Source organism: Bradyrhizobium sp. BLXBL-03 (assembly GCF_051853015.1).
GTDB lineage: Bacteria > Pseudomonadota > Alphaproteobacteria > Rhizobiales > Xanthobacteraceae > Bradyrhizobium > Bradyrhizobium manausense.
In genome coordinates, this window is record NZ_CP182470.1 from 2835538 (window position 1) to 2853277 (window position 17740).

The 17740-nt window shown below is 64.1% G+C and carries 15 protein-coding genes and 1 pseudogene; 7 read left to right on the top strand and 9 right to left on the bottom strand.

The genetic code is table 11. The features are described 5' to 3' along the window. Nucleotides 1-2: 2 nt before the first annotated feature. A pseudogene (locus ACNJX9_RS13490) lies at nt 3-2009 on the bottom strand (putative bifunctional diguanylate cyclase/phosphodiesterase). A gap of 427 nt (nt 2010-2436) precedes the next feature. Here ACNJX9_RS13490 and ACNJX9_RS13495 point away from each other — a divergent pair. Then, nucleotides 2437-3753: an alpha/beta hydrolase gene (locus ACNJX9_RS13495; protein ID WP_439409196.1), complete on the top strand. Its 1317-nt coding sequence runs from the start codon at nt 2437-2439 to the stop codon at nt 3751-3753. A 47-nt stretch (nt 3754-3800) separates the two neighbouring features. Here the strand turns inward: ACNJX9_RS13495 and ACNJX9_RS13500 are convergent, their stop codons facing one another. Together ACNJX9_RS13500 and ACNJX9_RS13505 are read right to left on the bottom strand one after the other, a co-directional pair. Next, nucleotides 3801-4940: a hypothetical protein gene (locus ACNJX9_RS13500; protein WP_439409197.1), complete on the bottom strand. Its 1140-nt coding sequence runs from the start codon at nt 4938-4940 to the stop codon at nt 3801-3803. Between the two features lie 164 nt (nt 4941-5104). Next, on the bottom strand, nt 5105-5377 hold the full coding sequence (locus tag ACNJX9_RS13505) for a hypothetical protein (RefSeq protein WP_439409198.1): 273 nt from the start codon (nt 5375-5377) through the stop codon (nt 5105-5107). Between the two features lie 271 nt (nt 5378-5648). Between ACNJX9_RS13505 and ACNJX9_RS13510 the strand changes: the two genes are divergently transcribed. Further along, nucleotides 5649-6458: a substrate-binding domain-containing protein gene (locus ACNJX9_RS13510; RefSeq protein ID WP_439409199.1), complete on the top strand. Its 810-nt coding sequence runs from the start codon at nt 5649-5651 to the stop codon at nt 6456-6458. Here ACNJX9_RS13510 and ACNJX9_RS13515 read toward each other — a convergent pair. The 4 genes from ACNJX9_RS13515 to ACNJX9_RS13530 all read right to left on the bottom strand — a co-directional run bounded on the left by ACNJX9_RS13515 (nt 6432) and on the right by ACNJX9_RS13530 (nt 8787). Further along, the gene (locus tag ACNJX9_RS13515) at nt 6432-7130 is read right to left on the bottom strand and encodes an ABC transporter permease (protein WP_271601477.1); all 699 of its coding nucleotides are present in this window, start codon (nt 7128-7130) and stop codon (nt 6432-6434) included. The genes ACNJX9_RS13510 and ACNJX9_RS13515 overlap by 27 nt on opposite strands. Nucleotides 7131-7260: 130 nt before the next feature. After that, a complete protein-coding gene (locus ACNJX9_RS13520; RefSeq protein ID WP_439409200.1) occupies nt 7261-7941 on the bottom strand; it encodes an aquaporin in 681 nt (226 codons plus the stop codon). Further along, nucleotides 7941-8351, bottom strand: a complete 411-nt coding sequence (arsC, locus tag ACNJX9_RS13525) for an arsenate reductase (glutaredoxin) (RefSeq protein ID WP_439409201.1) — start codon at nt 8349-8351, stop codon at nt 7941-7943. The genes ACNJX9_RS13520 and arsC overlap by 1 nt, the downstream gene beginning before the upstream one ends. 91 nt (nt 8352-8442) lie before the next feature. Beyond that, nucleotides 8443-8787: an ArsR/SmtB family transcription factor gene (locus tag ACNJX9_RS13530; RefSeq protein WP_439409202.1), complete on the bottom strand. Its 345-nt coding sequence runs from the start codon at nt 8785-8787 to the stop codon at nt 8443-8445. A 217-nt stretch (nt 8788-9004) separates the two neighbouring features. Here ACNJX9_RS13530 and ACNJX9_RS13535 point away from each other — a divergent pair, with 217 nt between their 5' ends. From ACNJX9_RS13535 to ACNJX9_RS13555, 5 genes are all read left to right on the top strand, one after another. Beyond that, nucleotides 9005-10393 carry a carbohydrate porin gene (locus ACNJX9_RS13535; RefSeq protein ID WP_439409203.1) on the top strand — a complete coding sequence of 463 codons (1389 nt, stop codon included), beginning with the start codon at nt 9005-9007 and terminating at the stop codon, nt 10391-10393. 256 nt (nt 10394-10649) lie between these two features. Continuing rightward, nucleotides 10650-11501 carry a 3-hydroxybutyryl-CoA dehydrogenase gene (locus tag ACNJX9_RS13540; protein ID WP_271601472.1) on the top strand — a complete coding sequence of 284 codons (852 nt, stop codon included), beginning with the start codon at nt 10650-10652 and terminating at the stop codon, nt 11499-11501. A 308-nt stretch (nt 11502-11809) separates the two neighbouring features. Then, nucleotides 11810-12274: a group III truncated hemoglobin gene (locus tag ACNJX9_RS13545; RefSeq protein WP_439409204.1), complete on the top strand. Its 465-nt coding sequence runs from the start codon at nt 11810-11812 to the stop codon at nt 12272-12274. Nucleotides 12275-12533: 259 nt separating this feature from the next. Continuing rightward, a complete protein-coding gene (locus ACNJX9_RS13550; protein ID WP_271601470.1) occupies nt 12534-13184 on the top strand; it encodes a ubiquinol-cytochrome c reductase iron-sulfur subunit in 651 nt (216 codons plus the stop codon). Between the two features lie 111 nt (nt 13185-13295). Then, complete coding sequence (locus ACNJX9_RS13555; protein WP_439409205.1) at nt 13296-15020, top strand: methanol/ethanol family PQQ-dependent dehydrogenase; 1725 nt, start codon at nt 13296-13298, stop codon at nt 15018-15020. 88 nt (nt 15021-15108) lie between these two features. On the opposite strand, the gene ACNJX9_RS13560 is transcribed toward ACNJX9_RS13555, so the two are convergent. Both ACNJX9_RS13560 and ACNJX9_RS13565 read right to left on the bottom strand, forming a co-directional pair. After that, a complete protein-coding gene (locus ACNJX9_RS13560) occupies nt 15109-15372 on the bottom strand; it encodes a hypothetical protein (protein WP_439409206.1) in 264 nt (87 codons plus the stop codon). Nucleotides 15373-15426: 54 nt separating this feature from the next. Beyond that, nucleotides 15427-17739, bottom strand: a complete 2313-nt coding sequence (locus ACNJX9_RS13565; RefSeq protein WP_439409207.1) for a molybdopterin cofactor-binding domain-containing protein — start codon at nt 17737-17739, stop codon at nt 15427-15429. Nucleotide 17740: the final 1 nt, after the last annotated feature.

Here is a 17740-nt window from a genome sequence, read left to right on the forward strand (position 1 = left end):
CCTCAGGCCACGACCTTGGTTGCGCGATGGTCCAGCCGCTCGCGCTCGTTGGCGAGATAGTCCCCGATCGCCGCGCCCGGCATGGGCTTTGCGAAGTAACAGCCCTGCACGAAGTCGCAGCCGAGGCGGCGCGAGGCATCGAGTTGGGCGCGGGTTTCGACACCCTCGACCACGCAGGCGATCTCCATGTCGTCGCACAGGCCGGTCAGCGATTTGATGATCTTGTGGCTCACGGGATTGTCGTTGATGTCGGCGACGAAGCTGCGGTCGATCTTGAGCTTGTCCAGCGGCAGGCGATGCACGTGGCTCAGCGAGGAATAGCCGGTGCCGAAATCATCCAGCGAAATGCCGCAGCCCATCGCCTTCAGCGCCGCGATCGACTGTTCAGCGCGCGCGAAGTCGAAGGCCACGGCGGTCTCGGTGATCTCGAAGTCGAGCCGGCGCGGCGGCACGCCGCTGTTCTCGATGATGGCCATCAGCGGCAGGATGCCGTCGGGCGAGCAGATGTCGTGGGCCGAGAGGTTGAACGACAGACGGGTATGGTCCGGCCAGGTCCCGGCGGCCGCGAGCGCGCGCACCAGCAGCGCCTGCGTCAGCGGCCGGATCAGGCCGATGCGCTCGGCGGCGGGGATGAAGTCGGCCGGCGAGACCCGGCCGAGGCGGGGACTCTGCCAGCGCGCCAGCGCCTCGAAGCCCGCGGTATGCTCGCTCATGGCGTCGACGATCGGCTGGAACACCAGGTCCATCTCGGCGCTGAAATCGGCCGTGCGCAGCAGGGTCTCGATCACGCCGCGGCTGCGGATCTCGGCCTCGTGCTCGCTCGAGAAGATCACGGTACGGCCGCGCAGATGACGCTTGGCGTGATAGAGCGAATAATCGGCGCATTCATACAGCGCTTTCGCCGTCGGCGCCGAGCGCGGGTAGAGTGCAAAGCCGATCGAGCACGACAGGCCGGTATGGGCGGTGTCGAGCTGGTAGGGCAGCTTGACCAGCTCGCAGATGCGTTCGCCGAGCCGCTCGAGGTCGGCATCCTCGGTGTCGCCGCAGACGACGAGACCGAACTCGTCGCCGCCGAGGCGGGCGAACTCCACCCGCTGCGGGCCGAAGCCTTCGCAGACATCGCGGATGCGACGGCCGGCCTCGATCAACACGCGGTCGCCGACCGAATGGCCGTAATTGTCGTCGATCGGCTTGAAGCCGTCGAGGTCGATGATGCCGACCGCAACGCTCACGTGCCTGCGCTCGGCGTCACTGAAGGCGCTCGACAGCTCGGCGAAGAAGCAGCGGCGGTTCGGCAGCTCCGTGAGGGAATCCAGATTGGCGAGACGGAAGTTCTCGTCCGACAGCTCCTGCGTCGCCGCCTGCTGCACCAGCAGCGATTTGCGGCTGGCGACGAGATCGGCGAAGTCGTGATAATAGATGAACAGCACCGTCACCATGGCGCCGGAGACCAGGAGGTTTTTGACCGCGATCGCCTTCAGCGTCGGTTCGCCCGTGGCCCAGAAGAACAGCACATAGGGTACGTCAACGACGAGCGTCACGATCAACCCTGCCGAGCGCAGATGCATCAGCGAGAAGATGCAGCCGATCACGGTCACCGCCATGTAGAAGGCGACCTGGCTCTTGGCGAAGGGATCGCCGTAGGGGTAGAGCGCGAACGACCAGGCGGTGAAGCCGGCGCCGATCGGCAGGGCCATCCAATTGGTGGCGCGCAGATTGCGCAGGATGTCGGCATCGCTGCGCAGGAGATGGCGCTGGCGCAGCCACCACACGGTCCGAAGCGCGGCGAGCACGGTCAGCAGGCTCGGCACGATCATCGTCAGCCAGTCCGGGGCGACGTTGACGTATTATAGGCCACCGCGATCGTGTTGCTGATCAGGATGAAGTAGAGCAGCGGGATCTGCTCGGAGAAAGCGTCGAACTACGCGCGCGTCAGGCCCGGGTCGTCAGACACGCGAAACAGCCTCGTCGCGGCGGGCGAAATAGCCTTTCAAATCGACGGCAGGCATAGCAATACGCGCCCCAAAACCCTTCAAAAACGAAGATGATCTTGCACGGTCGGGGTAAAGAGCGCGTTAGATTGGTTCCTTTCGGGAACTCTCGTTCTGGTTGCGTGTCCCTTTCCGACCGGCAGGGCGCGTGCATTGGTCAGGCGATATTAAGGATGCGCGGCGAAAGCGACCCGCGTCTGGCGTGACGGATCGTCCGACATCGATAGCGGCTACGGTCTGCTAACCATGGCGTATTCGGCCACGCGGCGCGGGCCGATGTCGCGGCGATTATCGCCGACCGACCGCGGCGCGCTGTCGTTTACTCGGGGCCTGGAGCGCAGCGGTCAGCTTGACGAACACCTCATCGCGTTGACCATATGCGAGGGGCCGGCCATACTTTCCTTCAAGACGGGCCCAGCAAGACCCGTCAGCACCGGGAGCTTACATGACCAGATCATTCTCCGTCCTCGCGGGGACGCTGATTTCCGTCGTCTCCTACGCTTCGATCGGCTTCGCGCAGCCAGCCTGCGTGACCCAGAACATGGCCGTGCCGCAGGGCGCCAACACCACCGATAAGGTCGCGCCCTTCTTCATCGACACCACCGGTCTCGATTTTAAGACCGCGCCGCCGACGCGCGATCCCTCCAATCCCAACTACCCTCGCGCGACCGAGCTGCCTGATGGGACGCTGCCGTCGCCCGGCGCCGAGGGCAATTTCATCATCGGCCCCACCCACAATCCCGCGCCCGAGACCATCGCGAAGGAGGGCGTGCCGCGCGGTACGACAAAGTCCTTCACGCTCTCGTCGAAAGAGAGCACCGTCTACAATCCGGGCCTGATCCGTGACGACGTCGCCGGCTGCACCAACTCCTCGATTATGACGACCGTGACCGCGCCCGATGACAAGTCGAACATGATCGTCACCACCAGCCATCCCGGCATCTGGTCGCGCACCATCGACGTCTATGTTCCAGCGCAATATGTGCGCGGCACCGAGGCGCCGTTCATCGTGGTCGGCGACGGCGGCTCCAATGCGTACAAGGATCTCGCCACCACGCTCGACAATCTGATCGCCCAGCGCCGGGTGCCGCCGATGATCGCGATCCAGGTTGGCAATGGCGGGCAGGATGCGCAGGGCAGCCAGCGCGGCCGCGAATACGATGCAGTGTCGGGCACCTACACGGATTTCATCGAGCGCGAGGTGCTGCCGCTGGTCGAGAAGAACGCGGACGTTAGGCTGACGAAGAATCCCGACGGGCGCGCCACTATGGGCCTGAGCTCGAGCGGTGCTGCGGCCTTCACCATGGCCTGGTTCTATCCCGATCGATATCAACGCGTGCTGGCGTTTTCGCCGACTATGGTCAATCAGCAATGGCCGCATGATCCGTCACTGCGCGGTGGCGCCTGGGAATATCATAGCGCCTGGGCCGGGCCGGCCACGCCCAATCTCATTTCGAAGGCGGGCGTGCTGACGCCGGCCGATCCGCCCGGCGTGCCGCTGATCGTTGCCGCGCCGATCAAGCCGATCCGCTTCTGGTTCTTTGGCGGCGATCAGGATCTATTCTATCCCAATCCCACCATTCCCGACGGCATGCACGACTGGACTTTATCTAATGAATTGATGGCGAAAGTGCTGGCGGAGAAGGGCTATCACTACCAGTTCCTGTTCGTACGCAACGCCAAGCACGTCGATCGTCCCACCATCGCGCAAACGCTGCCCTCGGCGCTAGAATGGCTCTGGAAGGACTACCCGATCCCGTGAGCGCGCACCGCATCTCCGATGCTCGTCGCGCAATCGCTTCGTAAGGTTCAGGCGAGCGCGGCCTGGCGTTCCCGCACTGGCTCACGGCTGCGATCGGCCCTGCGCGGTTCGGCGAGCCGGGTAAAGCTGCGCTGGCCGGCCTGCACGGGCGCCTCGACAATGACGCCTTCGCACACGATCTGCCCGCCGAGCATCTTGAATTCGAGCTTGTCGTAGCGTGGCATGGTCCCGCCCGGCTCGGGCGGCAGCAGTCCGATGCGGCCCTGGATGTTGAGCGTTGCATCGCCGGTGCTGTGCAGCCGCGGATTCCACATCCTGATGCCGGTCTCGGCCCAACGTTGCCGGATCAGCGCGGCGCGATCGGCAGGCTCGACGACCTTCGCGCGAGGCTTCTTCGCAGCCGGCGCCGGAGGCGGCTCGACCTCTGCGGCGACGACGGGTGCGTCGGCGATCGTCTTCTCAGCGACGTCGGCCGCGATGGGTGCGGGATCGGCTGCGACGAGCGGCTCGATCTCCATCACGACGTCACGAGCGGGCTCGTTGTCGATCCTGACCTCGGTGACGGCAGGCGCCGCGATGTCGACCACGACGGCGGGCGTCGCGTCGACGGCTTCGATCTCCTCGGAAGCGATGGATACGGGGTCGTGTTCAACGATCGGCTCGGAGGCCTCGACCGGAACGGTCTCGACCTCGACCGGAGACATAAAGACCTGCTCTGCAACATCGGACGCAACCTCCGCATCATCGTCCGACGATGCATCGCTGCTGATGACAGGCTCTCGCGGTTCGATCGCTTCGACTTCGGCGGATGAGGTCTGCGCCTCTTCTACGGGTTCGGGTTCGGCGTGCGCCAGCAATTCTACGGGCAGGTCGCTGCTGACGACAGGCTCGGGAGCATCGACGGCTTCGACCTCGGCGGATGAGGCCTCTTCCACGACGTCGAGCTCAATGCTCGCTACGAGTTCCACCGGCGGATCGCTGCTGATGGGTTCGGGCGCGGCTTCGGCCAACGTCTGCAGGGATGGATCCTCGCTGACGTTCGTCTCGACGGTCGGAGCGGCTTCATCGATTGCGGTAACGATCGGCTGCTCATCCGCAGCGCTCGGCGTCAACTCGATGCTGCCGCCCTGCGGCGCGGGCCGAAGCCGGTTGAAGGCCCATTTCACCGCGGGAATGCGGCTTAGCAACGATATCAGTCTCGAAAGCACTGGGAGTTGTCCAAGTGGTACTCAGGGCCGTGGGCTTCAGCTGATTCGCCAGCAATGTGAAAAACTGCCCCGGCCGTCACACCCCTGTCAATTGAGGCGGGACCAATTGCAGAACATCTGCACAGCCCCGCACGCCATTCCGTTCATTCGAAATGCATCGATGCAAGCGGATCCGCGTCGTGATCCGGCAGATGCGACGACGCAAACGGCATGACAGCGTGCGCCGCTTTGCGGCCGTGCGGATGCGCCAGCGCATGCTTGCGGAGCGGCGCCATGGTCAGTGCTTCACAGTCCGTGGCTTCGCCGCCCCAGGCGCAGTCGATGCTTGAGGACTGTCCGGGCCAGGCCTGCGCCGGGCCCGCGATCGCGAGCGACACCATGATCCGGAAGGCGGCGATGATGTTCGTCTTTGCCATGGGAGACTCCAAACTGTTCTATCCCTAGGGATCGTTCGGAACGTGCGATATTCCGCGCTGCTACGTGATCGCGGCACTGATCACGCGAGGTTCAACCGTCGTGAGGCAGGCGTGAAGCGCCCGCCAACGCTGCTGCCAGGCACTCCGCCCTCATCCTGAGGGGCCGCCGGAGGCGGGCGTCTCGAAGGATGTGCCGCAGGAGCCCAATGTCGGGCTTTCCGGCGTCATCCTCTCCGGTTAATGGGGATCATCTGCAAGTGAGGACGATGTCATGAAGAAGCTTGCCGCCGTCGCAGCGGCTCTGATCTGGTCGACATGCGCATGGGCGCAGGCCGGCAGCATCACCGTGGCCTCGACGACGTCGACGGAGCAGTCCGGCTTGTTCAGTTATCTGCTGCCGCTGTTTACGAGGGCGGAGGGAATCCAGGTGAAGGTCGTTGCGGTCGGCACCGGCCAGGCGCTCGATATCGGCCGGCGCGGCGATGCCGATGTGGTGTTCGTCCATGACAGGTCGGCCGAAGACAAGTTCATGTCGGAAGGGCACGGCGTGAAGCGCTTCGACGTCATGTACAATGATTTCATCATCGTCGGCCCGAACGGCGACCCCGCAAGGATCGCGGGCGACAAGGACGTCGCCGACGCGCTGCGCAAGATCGCAGCTGCGAAAGCCACGTTCATCTCGCGCGGCGACAAGTCCGGCACGCATGCCGCCGAGCTGCGGCTGTGGAAAGAAGCGGGCATCGAGCCGGCCACCGGCAAGGACAGCTGGTATCGCGAGATCGGTCAGGGCATGGGCCCGGCGCTGAACATGGCATCCTCGTCGAATGCCTATCTGCTCTCAGACCGCGGCACCTGGCTGTCGTTCAAGAACAGAGGCGAGCTTGCGATCCTGACCGAGGGCGACAAGCGGCTGTTCAACCAATACGGCGTCATGCTGGTCAACCCGGACAAGCATCCCAACGTCAAGGCCAAGGACGGGCAGGCCTTTATCGACTGGCTGATCTCGCCGAGGGGACAGGATGCGATCGCCGGATACAAGGTCGGCGGCGAGCAGCTATTTTTCCCCAACGCGTCCCACTAGCAGGAAGGCAACGGTCGACACGGCGACGCTGAGCGCGAGCAGGATCAAGCCTAGGCCGAGCGCCAGAGGCAGGTCGCCCTTGCTGGTCTCCAGCGCAATCGCCGTCGTCATCGTGCGGGTAAAGCCGCTTATGTTGCCGCCGACGATGATGATGGCGCCGACCTCGGCGATGGCACGTCCGAACGCGGCGAGGAAGGCCGTCAGCAGCGAGGTCCGGCCGAGCGCGAACAACAGGCCGATGCTGCGCAGCGTCGAGAGCCCGTCGATCCGCGCGAGGTCGCCATATTCGGCCCATAGCAGGCTTGCGGGCCGGTGCACCAGCGCAACCACGATTGGCGTTGCCAGCAGCGTCTGCGCGATCACCATGGCTGTGGGCGTGAATAGCAGGCCGGCAGCGCCGAGCGGGCCGGAGCGCGACAGCAGAAGATAAAGCGCGAGCCCGACCACGACCGGCGGCAGGCCGAGCAGCGCGTTGGTCAGCACGATAATGACCTGTCGGCCGCGAAAGCGCGTGATCGCCAGCAAAGCGCCGAACGGCGCACCGATCAGCAGCGCGATCATGCCGGCTGTCAGGCTGACGCGCACCGACAGTGCGACGATGCCGAGAAGCTCGGGATCGCCTTCACCGATCAGCGTGAATGCGGCAACGATGGATCGCGCGAAATCGTTCATCGGGCCTGATGCCTCAGGGCCGGGTGCAGTGGTCGATATTGCGGCTGCGAGGTTGCGTCACGCTGGTCCCTGACATTCATGCGATCAGTCACAGAATACCCGGCACGAGCGGTTTGGAAACTCCAATCATTCACGCCGCGCGCTTTGCGCTTGCTCCGCCCCACAGCCAGCTTGCAAGCGGAAGGGCGAGGATCGCCCCGATGAGCTGCGCGGAAATGAAGGCTGGCACGCCATGCGGCGCGATGCCTGCAAACGTATCGGACAGCGATCGGGCGATGGTGACGGCGGGATTGGCGAATGATGTCGAGGCCGTGAACCAATAGGCCGATGTGATGTAGAGGCCGACCGCATAGGGAACGGCAGCCGAGGCTTTCGATGCGACGCCAAAGATCGTCAGCAGCAGGCCGAAGGTTGCGACGGCCTCGGCGAGCCATTGTCCCGCGCCGCTGCGCTCCGTCAGCGAAATCTGAAGGACGGCAAGCCCGAACATCAGATGCGCGATCCACACGCCGATGATCGCGCCCGATATCTGAGCAGCGATATAGATCGCCGCATCAATCCAGCCCGTCTCGCCCCGCAGGGCCAAGGCCAGCGTTACCGCCGGATTGAAATGCGCGCCCGAGATGGGCGCAAACATCAGGATCAGCACGATAAGGATGGCGCCGGTGGGAAGCGTATTGCAGAGCAGCGCCAGCGCCACGTTTCCGCCGGCAAGCTTCTGGGCCATGATGCCCGAGCCGACCACCGCGGCGAGCAGGAACGCCGTTCCCAGCCATTCGGCAAATGCGCGCTGTGCAAGACCCGGCGTCATCAGGCGCCGCGGTCCAGCCTGATACGCTCGCCGTCTTCCTTGACGAATTCGCCGTGCTGAGGCGGTAGAAGCTCCAGCACCTCCTCGGAGGGCCGACAGAGTTTTACGCCCATCGGCGTCACCACGATCGGCCGGTTGATCAGGATCGGATGCGCCATCATGGCGTCGAGCAGCTGGTCGTCGGTCAGGTCAGCGTTGTCCAGGCCAAGCTCGGCATAGGGCGTGCCCTTTTCGCGCAGCAGCTCGCGCACCGAAAGGCCCATGCGTACGACGAGCTGCCGCAGCAACGCGCGCGACGGCGGCGTCTTGAGATATTCGATCACGTGCGGCTCGATCCCGGCTTGCCTGATCATGGCTAGCGTGTTGCGCGAGGTGCCGCAGGCGGGGTTGTGGTAGATTATCACGTCCATCGCCGAAACCCTCAACAGCAGGCCAATGTCTGCTTGTGCGCAACGTCGTCGACGGAGACGTGAACGTGCAGGCGCTTCATGGTCTGTCCTTTCAGGCTGGAGTCTTGCTGCGCTTTCGCGCGGGTTTCGAAGACGGAGCGGGTGCGCATGACACGCCGCCGCAGCAGTTTTCCGTGAGGAAGCCGACCAGCGCGTTCATGGTCTCGAACCGCGCCGCATAGATCATCGAGCGCCCCTCGCGCCGCACCGTCGCAAGGCCGGCCATGCGCAGCCGGTCGAAGTGAAACGTCAACGTGTTTGGCGCGAGATCCAGCGCTTCGGCGATCGCACCTGCGGTCATGCCGTCGGGGCCGGCCTGAACCAGCAAACGGTAGACATCGAGACGATTGTCCTGCGCCAGCGCGGCGAGCGCCGTGACGGCATCTGTCGTTTCCATATTTCAACGATTATTGAAATAATAACAAATGTCAATTGAAATTCGGACGACTTGTCTCGGACGCCACCGATCGCGGCACACTCGTGCACGAGCGTATACTTTTGAACACTCCCACACGGATGGTAAGGTTCCCTGAAGAGGTTGTTCTTGAATCTGTGTCTCGAACGTGTCCCACTCATCATGCATGAGCGGATCTCGATCGACATCAAGCGCAGCTTTGCGAATTCTCGCAGCCATCGTGGCTGGCGGATATCTGCTGGCGGGCGTTCAGGCCTTAGCCCAGGAAGACAAGAAGACCGACGACGACAAGCCGGCCGATCCGGATACGGGCGAGAGTACGGTTGAGGAGAAAACCCTCGGCCTGTTGCCGAACCCGCTGCAGAAATATGGGGTGAAGTTCGCGGCGACTTACATCGGAGAGGTGCTGGGCAACACCTCCGGCGGCGTCAAGCAGGGCGCGATCTACGAGGGTCGTCTGAATCTCGCCGTCGATGCGGACCTCGACAAGCTTGCCGGCCTCGACAAGCTGACCTTTCACGCCAACATGTTCCAGATCCACGGGGGCGGCCTGTCGCGCGACAATCTGCAGAATTTCTTCGTCGTGAGCGGGATCGAGGCGCTGCCATCGACCCGGCTCTACGAGGCCTATTTCGAGAAGCAGTGGGGGGAGAAGAAGGTCTCGCTGAAGCTCGGCCAGCTCGCGGCGGACAGCGAATTCTTCAACACCAGATACACCGACGTCCTCACCAACGCCTCGATGGGCTGGCCGGCGATCACCTCGCTCGACCTGCCGAGCGGTGGCCCGTCGCCACCGCTGGCTGCGATGGGCGCGCGGCTTCTCGTCAACGTCACCGACCAGCTCACCCTCCTCGGCGGAATTTTCGACGGCGACCAGGCGGGGCCCGGGCCGGGGGATCCCCAGCAACGCAATCGCTACGGCGTCAATTTCCGCGTCAACGATCCGCCACTGCTTCTGGGCCAGATTCAGTACGCCTGGAACAACAAGAAGGGGGATCCAGACCTCACGGGCCAGATCAAGTTCGGGGGCTGGCGTCATTTGGGCGCATTCGCCGATCAGCGATTTGCGTCCAACGGTGTATCGCTCGCAGCGCCCGCGAGCAGCGGCGCGCCGATGTTGCTGTCCGGCGATATCGGCGGCTGGGCCGTCTTCGAGCAGCAGCTCTATCGCGTGCCTCACAGTGACGATCGCGGCATCGGCGTCTTTGTTCGCGCCTCCGGCGCGCCGGCCGATCGCAACCTGATTGATCTCTATGCCGATAGTGGCGTCGAGTTCGTCGGTCTCGACGGGCGGCGTCCGGACGACAAGTTCGGGATCGCTGTGGGCTACGCCCATGTGTCGAAGCGCGCCCAGGCGCTCGACGCGGACTATCGGGCCCTTGTCGCGCCGGATTGGCCGGTCCGCAGTTTTGAAGGATTACTCACCGCCGTCTATCAATATCAAATCAGGGATGGCTGGACGGTTCAGCCGAATTTCCAGTACATCATTCATCCCGGCGGCGGTGCAACGCTGCCGTCCGGCCCGCTCGCCGGCAAGGCGCTGCGAAACGCATCGGTGTTCGGGCTGCGGACCACGCTGAAATTCTAGGCGCGCTCACGAGCGCCCTGCCTTTCCTGCGCCCTCGGCAATTCCAGGGGGCGAAACCGGCTGCAAAAACTCGGGCCGATCGGGCCGCGAGACCGCGAAATCATGCCTCGTCGAGGAGGAAAGGCGGCTTTATTCTCGCCCCGGATGCGCTAAGGAAGAGGCTGGATGCGGTGCAGCAGGTGAGGCGCCGCGGCTCGAAATTCATCCAACCGGGCGCGCCCCCACAGGCCGGGCCCGTTTAACGAGAGGACATTCCATGATCAATACCGTTGGCATCATCGGAGCAGGCACCATGGGCAACGGCATCGCCCAGGTCTGCGCCGCGGCCGGGCTGTCGGTCGTGATGGTCGATATCTCCGATGCGGCGGTGAACCGCGGCATCTCGACCGTCGGCGGCAGCCTCGAGCGCCTGGTCAAGAAAGAGAAGATCTCGGCGGCCGATCGCGAGGCGACGCTCAAGCGCATCACCGGCACCACTGATCGGGCCAAGCTAGCCGATTGTGATCTCGTCATCGAGGCCGCGACCGAAAACGAAGAGCTGAAGGTCAAGATCCTGAAGGACCTCTGCGCCACGCTGTCGCCGCGCACGCTGGTTGCGACCAACACCTCGTCGATCTCGATCACCAAGCTTGCCGCCGCGACCGATCGCCCGGATCGATTCATCGGCATGCATTTCTTCAACCCGGTTCCGGTCATGCAGCTGCTGGAACTCATCCGCGGCCTGCAGACCTCCGACGACACCCACGCCAAGGCGCTCGACTTCGCCCAGCGCGTCGGCAAGGTGGCCATCACCGCGAAGAACAGCCCCGGCTTCGCCGTCAACCGCATCCTGTGCCCGATGATCAACGAGGCGATCTTCGCGCTCCAGGAGGGCATCGCGACCGCCGAAGAAATCGATGCCGGCATGAAGCTCGGCTGCAACCATCCGATCGGGCCACTGGCGCTGGCGGATCTCGTCGGCCTCGACACCATGCTGTCGGTGATGGAGGTCTTTTATAAGGGCTTCAACGATCCCAAATATCGTCCGGCGCCCTTGCTCAGGGAAATGGTCGATGCCGGCCATCTCGGCCGCAAGTCCGGGCAGGGCTTTTACAGCTACGGCGCGTGATTCTGTGATCGCAGCAAGGACGGTGCCGCAGGGTGGGCAAAGCGACTTGTCCGCCGTAGCACGAAGAGCGAAGGCGGAAGCGTGCCCAGGTATTTGTCGCGATGGAGAGAGATGGTGGGTACGGCGCAAGTGCGCCTTTGCCCGCCTACGATAATGTCGAGGAGCAGGCGCCAGGCCGAAATCCCCGCCGCTCAACCCCGCAATTTGCGCTGGGACAAAGACGTCGCGCGCAATTGGCCTGACAATGTCGAGCGGGCGGATCGCGGGAACGCGGATCGCGGGAACAACGAAACGGAAAACAAAAGACAATGTCGGATCGACTGAAGGCCGAGCGCGAAGCGGCGGCCGCGCGGCGGAACCTCTTGACCCAGGATGCGATCGAGCGCACCGGGATCACCGAGGAGATGATCGGGGAGTTCGTGACCCGTTTCTACGGCCGCGTGCGTGAGGACGCATTGCTCGGGCCTGTCTTCGCGATCGTGCAGAATTGGGACGAGCATCTCGCCAAGCTCAAGGACTTCTGGTCCTCGGTGGTGCTGATGAGCGGTCGCTACCACGGCTCGCCGATGCGGGCGCATATGCCGCTGAGCCTTGTCGGCGATCATTTCGACCGCTGGCTCGACCTGTTCGAGCAGACCGCGCGCGAGGTCTGCCCGCCGCCGGCAGCCGGCCTGTTCATCGACAGGGCACGTCGTATCGCCGACAGCTTTGAGATGGCTTCGGCGACGATCGCCGGTCGCATCGCCGCGCCGCGCCACGTGCTTAGGTCCTGAAATACAGAATGCCTGCTCGATCGACGTACAGTTGAATCGCAGTTGCATCGCGCGGCTCACGGCGCGTTGCACCAATTCCCGCATCATCGGTCTGATCTGCAAAATCGTCATGCCGGTCACGTGGCATGATGTTGCAACGGCAAAATGCTTTTGAATGCGTACAATCGTGTTCGCTCAAAGCGAGCAAAGCCTTATTGATGCACTGCGGCGCCAATTCTTCGCCTTCATTTTGGCAGAGTTCCAGCGCCTGCTAGCGTGCATGTCGAATGCATCATCCAACATCGCATCGTCATCCTCCGACAACATTGCGGAACCTGAATCTTGCGCGGAGCAAACGCGTCGAACGCTGCTGCTCGGTGCGCTTGCCACCACCGCGTCTCTTGGCTGTTCCGCACCGGTGCGCGCGGGCGAGGATCCGCCCGGTTCAGACGAGCGGCCGCAGAAGGGCGATCTGCTCGTTCTCTCCGAAGGCGACAACGAAGGTCAGCCCGTCAAGCCGGACGATCTCAAGCTGGGCGGTCCTCCGGTTCGCGCCTGGCCGAAGGATCCAAAGACCTCTGTGGTCCGCAGCGGCTCACGCCTGAACGAGATTCTTGTCGTGAAGCTCGATCCGAACGAGCTCGATGAGACCACGCGCGCACGCGCAGCCGACGGTATTGTTGCCTATTCGGCGGTGTGCGCGCATGCCGCCTGTCCGGTTTCCGAATGGGTGAAGGCGGATCGGGGAGGCGACATGACCGTCTTCAAGTGTCCCTGCCACAACTCCGAATATGATCCACGCCAGGGCGCCCAGGTCGTGTTCGGACCCGCGCCGCGACGCCTCGCGGCACTGCCGCTGTCGTTGAGCGAAGGTTCGCTCACCGTCGCCGCTCCCTTCGTCGGAAAGGTAGGTGGCGCGCAGCCCGGATGACACGCCGCGGGTCGCGCCCGCGCGCCACAACAGGTCGCGCCCGCCAACGAGCGGGCGACGAGACGAACGACAAAAAATTCAATTCACAAGAATTCAATAGGGGAAACGCCCATGAGCACAAGGCAGTGGTTTTTGTCGGGCTTCGTCGCCTTCACATGTGTCGTCTCGACCGCCGCCATCGCCGGCCCGATCGAGAATTACGCGCCCGTCACCCAGCAACGCCTGGAAAATCCGGAACCCGGCAATTGGATGCTCTATCGCCGCACTTATGACGGACAGGGCTATAGCCCGCTCGACCAGATCAACACCTCGAATGTGAAAAACCTGACGCCGGTCTGGACATTCGCCACCGGCGTGGTCGAAGGCCATGAGGCGCCGCCGATCGTCAACAATGGCGTGATGTTCGTGGCAACCCCCATGGGCCAGGTCATCGCGCTGAACGCGAAGACCGGCGACGAATACTGGCGCTACAAGCGCCAGCTCCCCGACGATCTGTTCCAGCTGCATCCGACCAGCCGCGGCGTCGGCCTGTGGGAGGACAAGCTCTATCTCGCCACCACCGACGACCACGTCGTCGCGCTCGATGCCAAGACCGGCAAGGTGGTGTGGGACACCAAGGTGCAGGACTACAAGAAGGGCCAGTATATGACCCTGATGCCGCTGATCGTCGACGGCAAGGTCATCGTCGGCGGCTCCGGCGGCGAGTTCGGCGTGCGCGGCTATGTCGCCGCCTACGATGCCAAGACCGGCAAGGAGCTGTGGCGCACCTTCACCATTCCGGGTGAAGGCGAGCCCGGCCACGACACCTGGCAGGGCGACGACTGGAAGAACGGTGGCGGCTCGGCCTGGATGACCGGCACCTACGACAAGGATACCAAGACCATCTATTGGGGCGTCGGCAACGCCGCGCCATGGCCCGGCGAGATGCACCCCGGCGACAATCTCTATACATCGTCGGTGCTCGCGCTCGATCCCAACAACGGCAAGATCAAGACCTATCACCAGTACCACCAGAACGATTCCTGGGACTGGGACGAGGTCGATGCGCCGATGCTGGTCGATCTCCAGCGCGACGGCCGCAGCATCAAGAGCCTGATCCACCCGGGTCGCGATGCCATCTTCTGGGTGCTCGAGCGCACGCCCACCAAGATCAACTATGTCGCCGGCTGGCCGTTCGTTTCCACCGACGTCTGGAAGGGGATCGATGAGAACGGCAAGCCGATCGTCGATCCCGCGCACAAGCCCGTCGTCGGCAAGCGCGTCGAGTTCTGCCCGTCGCTGTGGGGCGGCAAGGACTGGCCCTCGGCGGCCTACAGCCAGAAGACCGGCCTCGTCTACGTGCCAGCCAACGAGAATTTCTGCGGCGGCTTCACCGGCGAGAAGATCCCGCTCAAGCCCGGCGAGCTCTGGCTCGGCACCAAGCCGGAAGACATCGGCCTGAAGGCCAAGCCCGGCGCCGATCATTTCGGCGAGCTCCAGGCCTGGGATCCCGCAACCGGCAAGAAGGTGTGGCAGCACGACTTCCCGAAGTCGCAGATGTTCGGATCGGTCACGGCCACCGCAGGCGATCTCGTCTTCGCCGGCGGCACCAACGACCGCAACTTCCGCGCCTTCAACGCCAAGACCGGCGAATTGTTGTGGGAGCAGAAGACCAACTCCGGCATCATGGGCATGCCGATGTCCTACGAGATCGACGGCACGCAATACATCGCGATCCAGTCGGGCTGGGGCGTCGACGCGCAGCGCATCCAGGACGCGCTCGCGACCAACAATATCGGCATCGAGTCCAACGTGCCGCAAGGCGGCGTGATCTGGGTGTTCGCGCTGAACAAATAAGCTCCGCAGGCGGATCGAGAGACGCGGAGCGACAAGGGGGCAAATGCGGCGGACGGCAACGTCCGCCGCATTTTGCGCGGGCTCGGAGCTACTTCCCCTCGCGCTCGACCTTATCCTTGGCTTTCTGATTCATCTCCCGGACCTTCGGGTCGCTGGGCGTCTGCCCGGTCGTCTGGGTGGTCGAGGCGGGTGGGGCGCTGGAGTTGGGCAGCGAGCTCTGGTCCGGCGCGGTCGGGCGCGTCGCCGTGGTCGGCGGCGTGGTGGCGTTGTTCTGCGCGAACGCTGCCGCAGCGGTCAAAAGAAAGGCGCTCGACAGCACCGAGACTGCGAGCGCCCTTGGAATGTTGGTCATCGATCTGCTCCGTGTCAGATCGATGAGAAACGGCCCGAGGCCGCTTCTGTTCCGTTACGCCTCCAGTTGCTTGCCGATCGGAAGCGCGCGGATGCGCTTACCGGTCGCCGCGAAGATCGCGTTCATCAGCGCCGGCGCGAACGGCGGTACGCCGGGCTCGCCGACGCCGCTCGGCGGCGTGTCAGGTCCCGGCGGCACGATGTGGACGTTGGTCACGGCAGGGGATTCATCCATCCTGATGACCTGGAAGTCGTCAAAATTCTTCTGCTCCACCTTGCCGTCCTTGAAGGTGACAGCGCCATATTTGGCGAGGCTCAGGCCCATGATCGCGGCGCCCTCGATCTGCGAGGCGATGCGCTCCGGGTTGACATAGGTGCCGCAGTCGATCGCGGTGTCGACCCGCGGCACCGTCAGCTTGCCCTTCTCGTCGACGGCCACCTCGACGATGGTCGCGATATAGCTGACGAAGCTGCGGTGCACGGCGATGCCGAGCCCGTGGCCCTTCGGGACCTGGCGGCCCCATTCGCCCTTCTCGGCAACCAGCTCGACCACCTTGCGCAGGCGCGCGGTGTCGATCGGGTAGCTGTCATAGGGCTCGCCGTAGTTCCAGAGGTCCTTGACATTGGGCTTGACGATGCGCGGGCTGCCGATCAGCGCGAGCAGCGTCTCCTTCTGGTCGCGGCCGGTCGCATTGGCGATCTCGCCGACCATGGACTGCACCGCGAAGGCGCGCGGGATGTTCGAGACCGATCGGAACCAGCCGATGCGAGTGAACGCCGCAGCTTCCGGATTCTCGCAGGAGATGTTGGCGATCTCGAACGGCATGTCGACGAGACCCATGCCAAGCTCGAACGACGCCGCATGGTTGGCACCCGCCGCGAAGGTCGAGGCGATGGTCGGCGCCACGCTGCGGTGACGCCAGGCGATCACCTTGCCGTCCTTGTCGAGGCCGGCCTCGATCCGCTCCACCGAGACGGTGTGCAAGAAGTCGTGATGGAGGTCGTCCTCGCGCGTCCATTGCACCTTCACCGGTACGCCGAGCTCCTTCGACAACAGCGCAGCCTCCAGCGCAAAGTCGCATTTCGACTTGCGGCCGAAGCCGCCGCCGAGCAGCGTGACATTGACGGTGACATTGGCCTCGGGGATGCCGAGGGTCTTGGCGACATCCTCGCGGGTGCCGCCGGGGCTCTGCACCGGCGCCCAGATCTCCGCCTTGTCGCCCTTGACGTCGGCGACCGCGACCGGCGGCTCCATGCTGGCATGGGCGAGATGCGGCAGATAATATTCGCCTGTTACGACCTTGGCGGCGGTTTTCAACGCGGCGTCAGCGTCACCCTCCTGGCGCACGACGAGGCCCGGCTTGCGCGCGGCCTCCTCGAGCTCCTTGCGGTAGGCGACCGAGTCGTATTTGCCGTTGGCGCCGTCATCCCAGACCAGCTTCAGCGCGTCGCGGCCCTTGATCGCGGCGCCGGTGTTGCGCGCGATCACCGCGACGCCGCCGAGCGGCTGGAATTTCGACGGCCACGGCCAGCCTTGAACCTTCAGCACCTTCTCGACGCCGGGGACTTTCAGCGCCGCGTCCGGATCGAATGACGTGAGCTTGCCGCCGGTGACCGGCGGGCGCGCGATCACGGCGTATTTCATGCCTGGTAGCCGAACGTCGGCGCCGTAGCGGGCCTTGCCAGTGGTGATGTCGTGGAGATCGACGATGCTGACCTGGCCCTTGCCGAGATAGCGGAAATCCCGCGGGGCTTTCAGCTTGAGGCCTTCGACAGCCGGCACCGATTCCTTGGCGGCATCGGCAGCCAGCTCGCCAAAGCCGAGCTTGCGTCCGCTGGTGCTGTGGACGACCTCGTGATTGACCGCCTTGACCTCGGTCGCCGGCACGTTCCAGCGCTTGGCCGCGGCCTGCTCCAGCATGATGCGGGCAGAGGCACCGATCTGGCGCATCGGGATCAGATAGTGCCGCGTGCTGCGTGAACCGTCAGTATCCTGGTTGCCGAACTTGACCTCGTCACCATGGGCCTGCTCGACCTTGACCTTGGACCAGTCGGCCTCCATCTCCTCGGCCACGATCAGCGGCAGGCTGGTGCGCACGCCGGTGCCCATCTCGGAGCGGTGAGCGAGGATGGTGACGGTGCCGTCAGGCGCGACAGCGACGAAGACGCGCGGATCGACGACAACGCCATGCGGCATGTTGCCGGCGCCGGTCTCATAGGCAAAGGCCTGGCGCGTCATCACGGGTGCGGCGAGCACGAAGCCGCCGGTGATGCCGAGCCCCTTCAGGATGCTGCGGCGCGAGACCTTCTCGACCTTGATGTTCTTTTCGAAGCCACGGAGCTTGCCGGGATTGTCGATGAAATTCATG